Raw genomic sequence first — 15,870 nt, 5'->3', positions numbered from 1 at the left:
AGGGCTAAAATGGAGAGATCGACAGAATTTCCCTCTTGGAGAGATGAATTTTAGAATCCTTGATTCATGCGTTGCTTTTTCACTAATAGTAAAAATAGTCATTTTTGACCTGGTAAAACTTCTGCGCATCAGTAAAATAGAAAATATTCGTTAAGCTTTCCTGCTTTCTTTTAAAGCAAGTTGCAGATTTTTTTCATTCCTGTAAGATTAAGGAAGAAGAAAGAGGCGATAAGATGGGAAATACATGGTTTAGATGGCTGTCGAAATGGAATATGAAACTGCAAAAATATATGCGGGGACGCTATGGGGTATTTGATTCTCTGAGTCGAAGTCTGCTAGTTGTCAGTCTCGCTTTGATATTGATTAACCTGTTCTTCGGCACGAATATTTTAAGATGGGCGGCGTTCATTATTCTGGCATTAGTTTATTACCGTTTCTTTTCAAAGAAAATCTATAGACGGTCGAATGAAAATCAGAAATATATCGTATGGATGAACAAAGAAAAGAAGAAATTTGGATACTTGAAAGAGCGGATTCAAAATAGAAAGACGTATACGTACTTTTCCTGTCCTGAATGCCATCAGCATTTGAGAGCCCCTAAAAATAAAGGAACTATCAAAGTTACCTGTTCCAGATGTAAAACGCAATTTAACAAAAAAGTATAGGACTACTTAAAATGAATAGAAGGTGATAGTTATCTGCAATAGGTAATTGTCACCTTTTTATTGCTAAAATTTCCTATTTTTTCACATTGTACGGTGATTCAGTAAGATTTTCTGATAGAATATTAGATAATAGGTTAACTCAAAAAAATCTATGAAAAACTGAACGATTAAATAGCTGATACACTTGACAAAGAGCCTACGTCATTGAGCATTCGGGTGATAAAAAATGCAGAAAAAAAATATGTCAGAACAATTATTGAAGCTCAATGCTGCTCAGTGTAAGGTGTTCGCTTTGCTGCCTAAGATAGCATAACTGGATTGTTATGAAGGAGAGAACAAACACTGGTAATGAATCTTTGTATATCAAGGATTTGGAGGCTTTAGGCGAATATATTTTGAATTACCGATAATAGAGGGGGAAAGATATATGAAGATTAATGAAGTAAGCAAAAAGTATAATTTGTCTTTATCCACACTGCGTTATTATGAAAAAATTGGCTTGCTTGACTATGTGGAGCGTGTCAGTGGGATACGAAATTATAGTGAAGAAGATTTAAGCCGTATCGATTTTATTTTGTGTATGAAAGGTTCCGGCATGAGCCTGGAATCTATAAAAAGATATTTTGATTTATACGAAGAAGGAGAAGAAACGCTGGAGGAGCGACTGGAGCTGCTAAAAGTTCAGGAGACCGAAACCATCAAACAGCTGGAGAAGCTGCAGGCAACCTTAGAGTATATTCACTATAAAATGAAGTTGACAGAAGGAAATATAAAAAAGCGGGATAAGAAAAATGGTCGTGTGAAAGCAAGTGTTGGGAATTGAGGTGACAGCATAAATTTTCAAATAGACCTTAACGTGATTAGAAGACTGTCGTTTCAAGCTGTGTGGCATTCTGCCTCTGCGAGAAGCGGCATTTTTGCTGATTACAGGGGATATATTTGAAACACGAACGTTATCTAATTATTTTGGTGGTTTGTTCATGATTTTCGCAGTTATTTTCAGAGAATATGCTATAATAGGACAAACAAATGAGGAGGCTGAATGATGCGAGCGGTGTTAACAGTAATTGGTAAGGACAAAGTAGGGATTATTGCAGGAGTCAGTACAAAACTGGCAGAATTGGGTATCAATATTCTGGATGTATCTCAAACAATTATGGATGAATATTTTACAATGATGATGATTCTTTCTTTGGCGAAAGAAGGAACGAATTTTGAAGAGATTCGTGAAACATTGAATTTGCTTGGTAATGAGTTGGGCGTGAAGATCAGCATTCAAAATGAAGAAATTTTCAATGTTATGCATAAGCTGTAAACGTAAGGAAAAACATCCATTCATTTAAAATAGAGGTGAACGATTTGGAAACAAAGCAAATTTTAGAAACGATTCGAATGATTGAAGAAGAGAATCTGGATATTCGTACCATTACAATGGGGATTTCGTTGTTGGACTGTATTGATAGCGACAGCGATGAAGCCTGCCGGAAAATCTATGACAAAATTACTCGTCTGGCAAAGAATCTAGTCAGCGTTGGTGAAGAAATTGAAGCGGAATATGGTATTCCAATTATCAATAAACGAATTTCAGTGACACCAATCAGTATCATTGCCGCAGCGAGCGCTGATGATGAATACGTGAAATATGCCAAAGCGCTTGATCATGCGGCTCGGACTGTTGGTGTGAATTTTATCGGAGGATTCAGTGCTCTTGTTGAAAAAGGTTATCAGTTCGGCGATGACCGTTTAATCAATTCTATTCCACAGGCATTGGCTGAAACAGATTTTGTCTGTTCATCTGTAAATATTGGCTCAACGAGAGCGGGGATCAATATGGATGCAGTTCGTCACATGGGCTATGTGATTAAAGAAACTGCTGCAAAATCTGATATGGGCTGTGCCAAATTAGTCGTCTTCGCAAATGCTGTTGAAGACAACCCGTTTATGGCTGGGGCTTTCCATGGAGTGGGAGAAGCTGATTGTGTAATCAATGTAGGAGTCAGCGGTCCAGGCGTGGTGAAACGGGCGTTGGAAAAAGTAAAGGGCGAGCCGTTTGATGTAGTGGCAGAAGTAGTGAAGCAGACTGCGTTCAAGATTACCCGTATGGGACAAATGGTCGGAAGGATTGCTTCGGAACGTCTGAATGTTCCATTTGGCATTGTTGATTTATCTCTTGCTCCGACTCCTGCAGTTGGAGACAGTGTTGCGTATATTCTGGAAGAGATGGGATTAGAAAGTGTGGGAACACATGGAACGACAGCTGCTCTTGCACTATTAAACGATGCTGTGAAAAAGGGCGGAGTTATGGCCTGTAATCATGTCGGCGGACTTTCGGGTGCTTTTATTCCGGTTTCTGAAGATGCAGGAATGATTGATGCAGTGAACAATGGTGCCTTAAACCTTGAAAAGCTGGAAGCAATGACGGCAATTTGCTCTGTAGGACTGGATATGATTGCCATTCCTGGGGAAACTTCTGCTGAAACAATTGCAGCAATGATTGCAGATGAAGCGGCAATAGGTGTGATTAATCACAAGACAACAGCTGTACGGATTATTCCTGCCAAAGGAACAAAGGTTGGCGATATGGTTGAGTTTGGGGGACTGCTGGGCAGAGCACCGGTGATGAAAGTGAACTCGTATGCATCGACTGACTTTATTTTACGCGGCGGGAGAATTCCGGCACCCATTCATTCGTTTAAAAATTAGTCGAATATTCGCTCCATTTGAACAATAAACATAATTTAGATATGTTATAATACTTTCGAAGGAGAGTGAATTAATTTGGAAATTAAACGTCAGCAAGAAGTAGTAGAAGCATTTCACTATGATATGCGTGCACCGGAAACGGAAGTTAAAACAGAATTGCGTGTAGGATTTTCACCTATTGAATCCAAGGATGAAAATTATCCTGCTGAAAATACAATTATTGCAGCCCGTTTGGAGTTTCGTCTGGCATTTGACGAATTTGTGCTGTCAGGATCTGCCAGTCAGATTTCACACATCATTAATCAAAAAATTGAAAAGCAGTCAGATTTGTCTCAGGCAGATGTTGATGAGCTGATTGAACCATTATTCAGTATTATCCAGCGACTTGCATACGAAGTAACTGAAATTGCTTTGGATAAACCGGGGATTCAGCTGAACTTCCAGTCAGGCCAGCCGGAACAGCAGGAAGACGAGAAGTAAGCTGAAAAAAGCTTGAAGAAATGCAGGGCTGTTTTAGTTTGGAATTATTTAATTAAAAAAAGGCTGTACGTATCGATTTATGTATCAGATACGTACAGTTTTTTTGATATATTGAATTTAAAACTCTATTTTCTATCAGGATTGAAGCTGTCTCTGATCACCAGCTTTGTAGGATAGGTCATGATGATGTATTCCTCTCGAAGATTGTCAATGCGTTCAAGCGCCATTCGAACGGCAGCTTTACCGATTGATTTTGCGTTAATCTGAATACTGGTTAGACCGGGCTTTAATTTTTCTGCCACCTCAAGATTATCAAAGCTGATGATTTGAATTTCTTTGCCGATTACTATATTTTCTTTGTTCAATGCGCTGTACACTCCGACTGCCATTGGATCACTGCCGACAAGGATGGCGGTGGGCAGATGATTTTGGCGTTCTTTTAATAATTCCTCTGTGAGCCTTTCCCCATCCTGCTCAGTCCACAATCCCAGCCGATAATCAATAAATTTTTCAAGCTGATTATCCTGCATGAAATGAAGGTAAGCCCTCATTCTTTTTTCAAATTGTGTGACTATTTTTCCTCCGAATTCATCTAAATCCACACGGTAACCACCTATATAAGCAATATCCCTGTGATCATTTTCCAGCAAAAGAGTCAAGACAGATGTTGTCATCCGTTCCAAGTCTCCATAGACCATATCGACTTCCTGCTGTATGTCAGGATTATCGACAACGATCAGGTTTTTATTTTGTTTAAGAAGCTGAGTAATGGAATCATTTGTAATCGTACCTACTACGATAATTGCACCCAACTGGTCCAGGTCTGTCCACTGTTTTGGATTGTCAGACAAGTTGTAGATTCGATTCATCCCTAAATGGAGTCGTCTTGCCTCTTCTTCCAGACCCACTCTCAATTCTCTGTAATAGATATCCTGTTCTTCGCTGGCTTTGCTGATAGTGGAAATGACACCGATTGAGGGCATTCTCTTTTTGGTATATTTTCGTCTGTTGATGTTGTAATCAAGAGCTTCTGCTGCTGCCAGAATTCGTTTTCGTGTTTCCGGGGCAATGCTGATGGTTTTGTCTTCGTTTAATACTCTGGAGACAGCGGCAGGAGAAACATTGGCTCTTCTTGCGACATCTCTGATTCCAACCATAAAAAACTTCCTTTCTTTTTCATTTTCTTCTTGACATATTTGTTTAGTAAACAGTATACAGGAAGCAGAAAGGAAATAATACTGTTTATTTTGAGAAAGGTGAGATGAAATGAGAAGTAAAAAAAACTTGATTTCCTTTGATAAGAAGAGTCGTGTATTTGAGCTTACAAACAGTGAGATTACCTATCTGATGAAAATTGAGGAAAGTGAAGTTCTGGCTCATATTTATTTTGGAAAATGTGTCGCAGGCTATGGCGATAAAAAAAATTATCCTAGAAGAGATCGCGGATTTTCTGGAGATGTCCCTTTGAATGCGGATCGCTCGTTTTCAAAAGATACATTGCCGCAGGAATATTCAACAAATGGAGAAATGGATTTTCGAACGCCGGCTTCCATTATACGCAGAAGGAATGGGTCAACACTGCTGGATTTACGTTTCGATTCCTATTCAATTCAGCAAGGAAAACCTCGGTTAACCGGATTACCTCAAACCTATATTTTAGCTGAAGAAGAGGCAGAAACACTGATAATTACATTGAAGGATCGTGAATTAGCTATTTATATCGACTTACTTTATACGATTTATGCGGACAGGGCAGTAATTATTCGATCTGTAAATGTTCGAAACGAAAGCGGTGAGCCAATTCAAATTGAAAAGCTTGCCTCGTTGCAGCTGGACTTCACTAACTCCGGACGGTTTAATGAAGTGATTGCGTTGCCGGGTGCCCATGTACAGGAACGTCAAATTTCCCGTCAGGCAATTACTTCGGGCAGAAAAGTGATTGAAAGTCGCCGCGGTACCAGCAGTCACCATATGAACAGCTTCATTGCAGTCGTTGATAAGCATACAACGGAATTTACCGGAGAAGCAATCGGAATTAATTTTGTGTACTCAGGAAATCATGCCTTTGAGCTGGAAAAGGATGCCATTGATCAGCTGCGGATTGTCGGCGGGATTAACAGTCATCTCTTCTCCTGGAAACTAGCTTCGGGCAAGTCATTCCAAACCCCGGAAATGATTCTATCCTATTCTGCTCATGGGCTGAACAAAATGAGTCAGGTGAATCATCATCTTTTACGAGAGAGGGTGGCAAGAGGGAGGTTTCAATATAAGGAACGTCCAATTCTTGTGAATAACTGGGAGGCCACCTATTTTGATTTTACCAGTGAGAAGCTTCATGCGATTGTTGATGAGGCAAAAGAGCTTGGGATTGAAATGTTCGTTCTGGATGATGGCTGGTTCGGAAAAAGAGACAGTGATAATTCTTCACTGGGGGACTGGTTTGAATATCAGGGAAAGCTGAAAAATGGATTAAAGGGGATTGCCGATTATGTGCATCAGCAAGGTCTGCAGTTTGGCTTATGGCTGGAGCCTGAGATGATTTCCATCGACTCTGAGCTTTACCGGAAGCATCCAGACTATCTGATGCAGGAGCCGGGGCGTACACCCTCGTCCTCAAGGGATCAGCATGTTCTTGATTTTTCAAGGGAAGAGGTACGACAGGCGATTGAAAAGCAGTTGAGGAGTATCCTTAATACTGTTGAAATCGATTACATTAAATGGGATATGAACCGCTCGCTATCAGACACATTTTCAGCAGCACTGGGAGAGAATCAGGGAGAAGTGATGCACCGCTATATGCTGGGTGTGTATGAGCTGATGGAGCACTTAATTGCTGATTATCCGGAGATTCTTTGGGAAGGCTGTTCAGGCGGAGGAGGACGCTTTGATGCTGGGCTGATTTATTATATGCCTCAATCATGGACAAGTGATAATACTGATGCTGTCGAACGGATGAGAATTCAATATGGAACAAGTCTGGCTTATCCAGTCTCAGCAATGACGGCTCATGTATCTGCATCACCGAATCACCAAACTGGACGAGAAACAAGTCTGAAGACACGAGGCGATGTGGCAATGGGCGGAGTACTTGGCTATGAGCTGGATCTTACACAGTTGACGGAAGAAGAAAAACGGATAACAAGGCTGCAAATTGAACACTACAGGCAGCTTCGTCAAACGGTGCAATACGGAGAATTTTATCGGTTGAGCAGTCCATTTGAAGGAAATACAGCTGCTTGGATGTTTGTTTCTCCAAATAAAGAGGAAGCTGTTCTATTTTTAGGACGAATACTTGCTTCAGCACAGCCGGTATTTAACGAAGTGAGACTGGCAGGACTTGAAGAAAGCGCAGTTTATGTTGAGAAAAAAACAGGGAATAAGTTCTCAGGCAGCGAATTAATGACTGTGGGTTTGTATTATCCTGATTTTTATGGAGATTTCCAAACAGAACTGCTGTACTTTACTAAGATTTAAAGAAGATGAAAAGGAATGAATAATGATGAAAGCAGAAATTAAATGGTTAGATGATCCGCAAATTTTCAGAGTCAATCAGCTAAATGCACATAGTGATCATCAATGTTTCGGATCGAAAGAAGAGCAGGAAAGTTCGAGAGAACAATTACTGAATGGACAGTGGAAATTCTTTTACTCGAAGAATACAAAAGAGCGTCCTGCTGATTTTTACATGAAAGATTTTGATGCAGGCGGATTTGATTTGATCACTGTACCGGGGCATATTGAATTGGCAGGTTATGACAAGCTCCATTATATTAATACGATGTACCCATGGGAAGGACATGAATTTAGAAGACCGGCATTCACAACAGCAGATCCAGATTTTGCTAAAGGAATGTTTTCAGAGTCAGACTATAATCCAGTAGGCTCCTATCTGACAAATTTTCAGTTAGATAAAGGACTGACAGGGAAAAGAATTTCCATTCGTTTTGAAGGTGTGGAGGAGGCGATGTTCGTCTGGTTGAACGGAGAATTTGTTGGATACTCAGAGGATTCCTTTACACCGTCTGAATTTGATTTAACGCCTTATTTGGAAGATGAGAATATTCTTGCTGTAGAGGTGCATAAAAGAAGTACAGCTGCATTTCTTGAAGATCAGGATTTTTTCCGTTTCTTTGGTATCTTTCGTGATGTAGTTCTGATTGCTGCAGGAGATAACCATTTACAGGACCTCTGGATTAAACCTCAGCTGACTGCTGATTATCAGCATGGAAAAGTGGAAATAGATTTTCAATTTCAGAATATCCAAAAGGACAGTACATTTACTGTCAGTATTCTTGATACAGAAGGCAGCAGCATTTTTAAACAGTCTGGAACTGTCGAGGATAAGCTGACAATTCAGACAGAGCTGTTCAGAAATGTGCAGCTTTGGGATTACAGGAAACCGAATCTTTACAGGATGGAGCTGGAAACATTTGACAAGGATGGAAATGTAACAGAGTATGTGCACTATCCATTTGGCTTTAGAACGATTGAGCTTAAGAATAAAATAATGCACCTAAATGGTAGGCGATTAGTGATCAATGGAGTGAATCGTCATGAATGGAATGAGCGAACCGGAAGAGCTATTACCAAAGAAAATATGAAAGCGGATATTAAAACAATTCTTCAAGCGAATATTAATGGGGTTCGTACCGCTCATTATCCGAATCAGATTGCCTGGTACTATCTTTGCGATCAGGCTGGAATTCACCTGATGGCTGAAACAAACCTTGAATCTCATGGCTCCTGGCAAAAAATGGGGGCTGTTGAGCCGTCTTATAATGTTCCAGGAGCTATTCCTCAATGGCTGGATGTTGTTCTTGATCGGGCAAAGACGAATTTTGAAACATTCAAAAATCATACAAGTATTTTGTTCTGGTCTCTGGGAAATGAATCCTATGCTGAGGAAAATATTAGAAAAATGAATGAGTACTTTAAAACAGCTGATCCGAGCCGATTGGTTCATTATGAAGGAAACGTCCATAATCCAGTATTTGAAAGCTCTATCTCTGATATGAAGAGCCGCATGTATGCCGCACCAGATGAAATCAGACAGTACTTGGAGAATAGACCGCAAAAACCGTTTATTTTATGCGAATTTATGCACGACATGGGAAATTCACTGGGCGGCTTAAAATCATATATGGAGCTTTTGGATCAATATGAGATGTACCAGGGTGGTTATATTTGGGATTTTAAAGATCAGGCATTATTAAGAAAAGATGAAATTACCGGACGTGAAGTATTGCGGTATGGTGGAGATTTTGATGATCGACCAAGCGATTATGAGTTTTCCGGAAATGGGATTGTTTTTGCGGATGGACAGGAAAAACCAGCATTACAGGAGGTAAGATATTACTATGGAAAATACAGCAAATAAACTGAGACTTGTTTTCGGTGATTGTACATTGGGTGTTAAGGGAGCGGACTTTCATTATATTTTTTCTTACACTCGAGGCGGACTGGAATCATTAAATAAAAGCGGCAAGGAATGGTTGTACAGAGAAACGCTGCCTGCTTTTTGGCGGGCGACGACAGATAACGACCGCGGCAATAAGTTTTCTTCTAAATCTTCCATGTGGCTAGGTGCTGATTTGTTTATGAATGTCCGGAATATCCGTGTGATCGTTGATGAAAATAGAATAGAGCTGCCTGTTGCACCTGTTAATAATCAGTATACGGGGCAGGAGTATGCAGAGACAGTGGAGATTGTGTTTTCTCTTGAAACTACAACGGTTCCCCAAACGACTGTGGATGTTTCTTATCGTGTAAATCAAGAGGGAGAAATATATGTAGTGATGCATTACTTTGGAAAAAAAGGTCTGCCGGAGCTGCCGCTTTTGGGATTGCGCTTTATTATGCCTACGAAAGCAAAACGGTTTAATTACGAAGGTCTGTCAGGAGAAACATATCCGGACAGAATGGCTGGGGGAATACCGGGAACCTATGAAGTAGAAGGCTTGCCGGTTACACCGTATTTAGTTCCTCAGGATTGCGGCGTACACATGGGGACGAAATGGCTGGAAATTATTCGGGACAGCACATTGAATAATGCGGATCGGGATCACGAAGAGTTTTCTTTACGATTTGAGCAGCTGGAGGATTCATTTGCCTTTTCAGCACTGCCGTTTAAGGCGGAAGAACTGGAAAACGCTACGCACATAGAGGAACTGCCGCCTGAAAGACGAACAGTTCTGCTAATGCTGGCGAAGGTTCGAGGCGTAGGCGGAATTGACAGCTGGGGGGCGGAAGTAGAAGAAGACTATCGGATTAATGCAGAAAAAGATTACGAATTTTCATTTGTTATTAAGTAGAATCGAGGGACAGGTAAGATAAAAGGTGTTGAAGCTGAAAAGAGGTCGTGATAGAAGTGTTCTTCCTTATTTCCAAGATATTGCCTGCGATTACTCGGCACAGATTAGGACCGACAAGTGCTAGTTCTACTTTGCCGCTTCTGCTTATATTCACACTTTAGCAGAATGGTATGCGTAGTTTCGATAAGTATTCCTTGAATGAAACCAGCTCACTTGATGTAGTAGAACTGTATACGTAGCGGAGCGTAGAAGAACTGCTGTCTCTGCGAGTCTAATGATTCTCGAGACAAAACAGTACACTGTAGCCGTTTTTCTGCGTCTACAGCTCTCGCTACACTACACTACACTTCGTTTCGATCTCATCAATTTCTAAACGGCAGAGCCGCTAAGAATTGAAGGACTTCGTTTCGATCTCATCAATTTCTAAATGGCAAAGCCACTAAGAATTGAAGGACTTCGTTTCGATTCTCGAATCATGGAGGGCGTGTAAGAACGTGCTCCTACGCTTCTTCGAATGCTCGTCGCATGTCTGAGGGGTATGCAAGAGCATGCTCCTACGCTTTTTACGAATGCTCAAATCATACAAAGACTGGAACACCATTTATTCGGCTATAGGGGACTCAGACATCCTAATGTCACAATCCTTTTTTCCTAAGATTAGTGGGTAAGATATTCGACGGAATATCTTACCCACTAATCTTAGTATGTTTGAGTTGAGCAAGTATTTCTTTTTGCAAACCGAAGGATAATGAATTCAGCCAGCTAACTTCTTTCATAATGGAATTCATCCGGCTATATGCTCCATTAACTGAACAGCTCCTTTCACTATTCCTCAGAATTGGTAACGTCTTTTACAGTTTCTTCTTTCAGCACAGGAAGTTTAATCGTCACAGTCGTACCGACACCAATGATTGACTGGATTGTCATGCCGTAGGTGCTGCCATACATCAAATGAATTCGTTCATTCACATTTTTCATTCCAAGCCCGGAAAAGTGGTCTTTTTTCTCTTTTTTTAACTGAGATACATCAAACCCGTTTCCAGTATCAATGATTTCAAAAATAAGAAATGATTCATTCATTTTTCCATAAATAGTGATAAACCCCTGTTCCTTGGAGCTAAACGCATGAATATAAGCATTTTCAATAATTGGCTGAATAATCATATTCGGCATCATTAAATCCAGCAGCTCATCAGGAACCATTACTTTTGTAGAAATTGTATCTCCATAACGCAAAGTTAGGATATCAATATAATTCTTTACACTTTTCAGCTCCTCACGCACAGGAATCATCTCTTCTTTATTCCCAATTGTGCTCCTTAAAAGATCAATAAAGCTGTCAATCCCCAAAATAGCCTTTTCATTTTCCTGCTGCCAAATTAAAAATTTTATGGTCGTCAATGTATTGTAAATAAAGTGCGGCTGGATTTGTGTCTGCATTGCCTGTATTTCCAGAAATCGCTTCTTTTTCTCATTTTGAATGGAGTTGGTGAAGTAGCTGTTCAGCTCTCCCAACAACTGATTGATTGTACTGCCGAGAACCTGCACTTCATAGGTTCCCTGTACTGGCATTTTTGTTTCCAAAGAGCCGCTGTTAATGTTTTTTAGTGAATGGATCAGTGTATAAATTGATTTAGTATTTCGATTTAAATAGGTAAAAACAAGTGGTCCGATAAGAATAATAGTGACAATGTTATAGAGAATAGTGGGAATAATCACGTCCATCTGGTTGGCTAATGAATGTAAATTGACCTGACTGATCAGGGCTACATTTTGCCTGTACAAGGAAAGTTGTGTTGTTTGCTTTCCGTGGATTTGACGAGTTTCATTGTTGCTCAGCAATTCCAGATATTCAGATTGTTTGCCGATTAGACTGGATTCATTGGAAGCAATGATCTGATTTTCATTTGTTACAAAAGTTATTTCAGAAATTTCAGAATTAATCATGGAGTTAAAAATTTCTGCGAGCTGTCGAGATGAAATTGAAACTACCGCATAGCCGAATGTCCGGTTAAATGTATCTGTTAGTTTTTTTATAAACAAAATACTAGGCTCATCTTTATCTCGTGTAGTCAGACCATTTTCAGAAAAAAGCATCTGTGTGTCTGCAGCATGTTCCCTAAATTGCTTAATCAGGTCAGATTTAAAGAACTCAGGTGAAGAAATCGAAGTAATCATATCATTGCCGATAAAAGTACGTCCGTTTTCTCCAAAAATGACTACATCATAATTTATTTTTGGATATATTTCACTAAACGACTGATTCATTTTCTGGATGGCAAGCAGCTGACCAAGTCTGTCCACACTGGTGTATTTTGAATTAATAGTAAAATATCCTTCAACGGCAGAGCTGTCCTCAATCAGGGACAATGTGTTTTCTATATTGTCATTCAGCGTTTCAAAATCACTTTGAATTTTCTTTAGTACGACTGCGTTTGATTTGTTAAAAAGCTCGATGTAGACATTTTTTGAACGATAATAAATAAAGGTTGAAATAACGATTGCCTGTGCACACAATGCAACAATAATGATAATCAGAAGCTTGGTAAACAGCTCATACTCTTTAAATTTCTTTTTCATTTATTTAGCTTTCCTTTACGATAGTGAGATGGTGTGATCCCTGTCTCTTCTTTGAATACGCGGGAAAAATACCCCAGTTCTGTAAAGCCGACTTTGTTATAAATTTCAGATAGCGGCAGACTTGGATTCTTTAACAGTTCTTTTGCTTTCGTTATTCGGACTTTTTTTAAATACTTCGTAAAGTTTATTCCGTATTTTTCGGTAAAGAGGGTAGAAAAATAACTGTATGAAAAATGAAATTTTTCAGAAATACTCTGCAAACTGATTTCCTCGTGATAATTTTCCTGAACATACTCATATACGAGTGTCAAAATCTCATAGCTGTCTGTTTTTGCCGGCGGAATAATTTCCATCAGCTGATAAATTGTCTGCGTAATAAGAAGTGAAAAATCTTCTAAACAGTCTGCATTTGACAGCTGCGAAGGGAGAGATAATTTCAATGCAGCGATCTTTTCATTTGCAGCATAGGTATCGTTCAGTGAATTAATCAATGCATAAAACTGATTGATTGTTTCATGTTTTAAATAAGAGGGTGTCAGCTTTAAATGAAGCAGAGTCAGAGTGTAGTTCTTGAGTTCTTCCAGTGCATGCAAGTAGTCTTTATTAACGATTGATGTCAGATACTTACTTGGATTATGGTCATAGGTTGGCTGCAGCATGGTTAAGCTATTTAACGGGATAATCAGCTCATTTTTATGATAAAACTTTTGCCCCTTTCCTAATTTCTGAATCGTTAAAAATGATTGATACAAATTATCTTGATCAAGCTGCGCTGAATAGATAAATAAACTGTTTTTGATATGCTTGTTTTCTTTTTGAAAGACGTTGATTAACAGAGAGAATTCTTTTTCGGAAGCCGTATTAATAAGAAATCCATAGTCATTTTTGTTTGTTTTAAATGAGAAAATGTCCAGTGATTTACTTGAATAGTTAACGCTTACTTTCTGTTTCTCGTTGTTTTCCCCGGATAGAGTAATTTCATCTTCTGTATAGATTAAAAAGAAGTGAGGATAGCTGAAGCTTTTTTGAGAAAGAGTTCGTTCTGTATGTATTCCTGAAAAATAATTACTGAGTTCTCTGCTGATTAGTTCTTCTTTGCTAAGTTCTTTTTTTACATTGTCCTTTGGTATTTTTTCTGAAAGTGCATTTAATGTGGACAGCAGTATATTGGGCGTTAGTTTTGGTTTCAACAGGTAGTCCGATACACCTTCCTTAAATGAATCTTTAACCAGGACAAAGTCATCATAGCTTGAGAGAACCAGTATTTTACTATTCGGTTTTCTTTTTTTCATTAGACCCGCCAGCTCAATTCCTGTCAGTTCAGGCATCATCAGATCTGTAATGACGATATCAACCGGATGCTCGTAAAAGAAATCGAGTGCTTCTAAAGAGCTTGAAAAGGCTCCGCTTAAATGGTAATTGTGTTTTGACCAGTCAATAATAGAGGTTAATCCATGAAGAATTGTTTTTTCATCATCAATCAGCATGATATTATACACGTTTGCCACCTGCCTTCATTTTTCTGATAAATTAAAAATACTTCTAAAGAAGAGAGAAAGCAAGCTGATGAAATATTTAAATTTCACAAACTTAAGAAATTTTGGTGTAAGATCTCTTGATTTCTGTGTAGTAAAAAGATGATGGGAACCGCTTTTTTTAGGCGTTTCAGTTTTATCATTCAACTTTTTTTCAGTACTGAATTTGTACTTTTTTCTTATTTTTGCACATTTTTTTGAACATTATCAAAAACGAAGTAAACGTTTTCTTATTCTGTTATGATGTACCTACACTTAAGTGAATCAATAAGAACAGGCGGGGGAAAAAATGAAAATCAAAAAACTATTTGTAAGCGCTGCAGCTTTTGTATCAGCAGCTCTACTATTGGCTGGCTGCAGCAGTAATGGATCAGAGAATACAAGTACAGACAATGAAGTTACAGTCTGGGCGTGGGATGAAACATTCAATATTGAAGCAGTGAATCAGGCAAAAGAGGTTTATAACGATGAAGATGTGGAGGTTGAAGTTGTGACCATGTCACAGGATGATATCGTGCAGAAGTTGAATACGGCGCTGGCAAGCGGAAACACCGATGGACTTCCGAATATTGTTCTGATAGAGGATTATCGAATTCAAGGGTATCTAACCTCTTATCCGGATGCATTTGCAGATCTCTCAGATATTGTAAATGAAGAGGACTTTGCCTCTTATAAGTTTGCTGTAAATAAAGTAGATGACAAAATATATGGTGTACCGTTTGACTCAGGAATCACGGCTAATTTCTATCGAACAGACCTTTTTGAAAAAGCAGGATACACCGAAGAAGATGTTAATAACCTGACTTGGGATGATTATATTCAGGCTGCCAGAGATATTAAAGAAAAAACAGGAAAGAAAATTACCGAGGTGAATCCATCAGACTTGGGGCGTGTGCGGATGATTATGCAGGAAGCCGGCGAATGGTATACAGCAGAAGATGGGAAGACGGTAACAATTAAGGATAATAAATCTCTTAAGTATGGATTGGAATTATTTGCAGCATTACTTAAAGAAGATTTGGTTGAGCAGACCTCTGACTGGAATGCAGGTGTGACCGCAGTGCAATCAGGAGCAGTAGCATCCAGTCCAATCGGCGCATGGTATTCTTCAACAATTCAGGGGGCCGAAGATCAATCAGGTAAATGGAAAGTTGCTCCTATCCCATCACTACCAGAAGGAATGCAAGCAGCTCAAGCGTCAAGCTTAGGCGGAGCAGGTTGGTATGTTATTAAAGGGGTGTCCGGAGAAGAAAATGCAAAAGATTTTCTCCAAAAAACATTTGCTGCCAATGAAGAGTTGATGGGTACGTTGGCTGAGAAAATTGGTTTGGTTTCCACTATGCTGAGTGCCACTGACCAGCCGGCCTATCAGGAAGCTTCAGAGTTTTACAGCGGGCAAAAAGTGTTTGAAGATTTTTCTGCATGGACAGCGGATATTCCGGAAGTTAATTACGGGGATCAGACCTATGCGATTGAATCTGTTGTAGCTGAAGCGCTGCATCGCATTATTAATGGTGAAGATACAGATACTGTTTTAGCAGATACACAAAAGCAAGTAGAAGCACAGCTGGCAAATTAAAAAGGTCGTGCCAAAGC

Annotated in this window: 12 protein-coding genes; 9 read left to right on the top strand and 3 right to left on the bottom strand. The window is 39.4% G+C overall.

The window, feature by feature from the left end; translation table 11 throughout:
* Positions 1–233: 233 nt before the first annotated feature.
* The 5 genes from LI951_RS13385 to LI951_RS13365 all read left to right on the top strand — a co-directional run bounded on the left by LI951_RS13385 (position 234) and on the right by LI951_RS13365 (position 3,848).
* Positions 234–665 carry a hypothetical protein gene (locus tag LI951_RS13385; protein WP_229442518.1) on the top strand — a complete coding sequence of 144 codons (432 nt, stop codon included), beginning with the start codon at positions 234–236 and terminating at the stop codon, positions 663–665.
* 427 nt (positions 666–1,092) lie between these two features.
* Positions 1,093–1,488, top strand: coding sequence for a MerR family transcriptional regulator (locus LI951_RS13380; protein ID WP_229442517.1), 396 nt, complete (start codon positions 1,093–1,095; stop codon positions 1,486–1,488).
* A gap of 222 nt (positions 1,489–1,710) precedes the next feature.
* On the top strand, positions 1,711–1,980 hold the full coding sequence (locus LI951_RS13375; protein ID WP_202066959.1) for an ACT domain-containing protein: 270 nt from the start codon (positions 1,711–1,713) through the stop codon (positions 1,978–1,980).
* Between the two features lie 44 nt (positions 1,981–2,024).
* Positions 2,025–3,368 (top strand): PFL family protein, encoded by a 1,344-nt coding sequence (locus LI951_RS13370; RefSeq protein WP_202066960.1) that lies wholly within the window; start codon positions 2,025–2,027, stop codon positions 3,366–3,368.
* A gap of 75 nt (positions 3,369–3,443) precedes the next feature.
* Positions 3,444–3,848, top strand: a complete 405-nt coding sequence (locus tag LI951_RS13365) for a DUF1149 family protein (protein ID WP_202066961.1) — start codon at positions 3,444–3,446, stop codon at positions 3,846–3,848.
* Positions 3,849–3,973: 125 nt separating this feature from the next.
* Here LI951_RS13365 and LI951_RS13360 read toward each other — a convergent pair whose 3' ends face one another.
* Positions 3,974–5,005 (bottom strand): LacI family DNA-binding transcriptional regulator, encoded by a 1,032-nt coding sequence (locus LI951_RS13360; RefSeq protein WP_229442516.1) that lies wholly within the window; start codon positions 5,003–5,005, stop codon positions 3,974–3,976.
* A gap of 109 nt (positions 5,006–5,114) precedes the next feature.
* Here LI951_RS13360 and LI951_RS13355 point away from each other — a divergent pair, with 109 nt between their 5' ends.
* From LI951_RS13355 to LI951_RS13345, 3 genes are read left to right on the top strand one after another with little or no spacing between them, the layout of a single operon-like run.
* Entirely contained in the window at positions 5,115–7,322 is a 2,208-nt protein-coding gene (locus LI951_RS13355) for an alpha-galactosidase (protein WP_229442515.1), read from the top strand.
* A 25-nt stretch (positions 7,323–7,347) separates the two neighbouring features.
* The gene (locus LI951_RS13350; protein WP_229442528.1) at positions 7,348–9,225 is read left to right on the top strand and encodes a glycoside hydrolase family 2 TIM barrel-domain containing protein; all 1,878 of its coding nucleotides are present in this window, start codon (positions 7,348–7,350) and stop codon (positions 9,223–9,225) included.
* On the top strand, positions 9,206–10,159 hold the full coding sequence (locus LI951_RS13345) for a beta-galactosidase small subunit (RefSeq protein WP_229442514.1): 954 nt from the start codon (positions 9,206–9,208) through the stop codon (positions 10,157–10,159). The genes LI951_RS13350 and LI951_RS13345 overlap by 20 nt, the downstream gene beginning before the upstream one ends.
* Before the next feature lie 825 nt (positions 10,160–10,984).
* On the opposite strand, the gene LI951_RS13340 is transcribed toward LI951_RS13345, so the two are convergent.
* Positions 10,985–12,739, bottom strand: coding sequence for a cache domain-containing sensor histidine kinase (locus LI951_RS13340; protein WP_229442513.1), 1,755 nt, complete (start codon positions 12,737–12,739; stop codon positions 10,985–10,987).
* On the bottom strand, positions 12,736–14,238 hold the full coding sequence (locus tag LI951_RS13335; RefSeq protein ID WP_202067002.1) for a response regulator transcription factor: 1,503 nt from the start codon (positions 14,236–14,238) through the stop codon (positions 12,736–12,738). The genes LI951_RS13340 and LI951_RS13335 overlap by 4 nt, the downstream gene beginning before the upstream one ends.
* A 325-nt stretch (positions 14,239–14,563) precedes the next feature.
* Here LI951_RS13335 and LI951_RS13330 point away from each other — a divergent pair, with 325 nt between their 5' ends.
* Positions 14,564–15,853 carry an ABC transporter substrate-binding protein gene (locus LI951_RS13330; protein ID WP_229442512.1) on the top strand — a complete coding sequence of 430 codons (1,290 nt, stop codon included), beginning with the start codon at positions 14,564–14,566 and terminating at the stop codon, positions 15,851–15,853.
* Positions 15,854–15,870: the final 17 nt, after the last annotated feature.

Source organism: Enterococcus sp. BWT-B8 (assembly GCF_020567625.1).
Classification (GTDB): domain Bacteria; phylum Bacillota; class Bacilli; order Lactobacillales; family Enterococcaceae; genus Enterococcus_L.
Note: the sequence above shows the minus strand (reverse complement) of the source record. Positions and strands in the feature narration are given on the sequence as shown.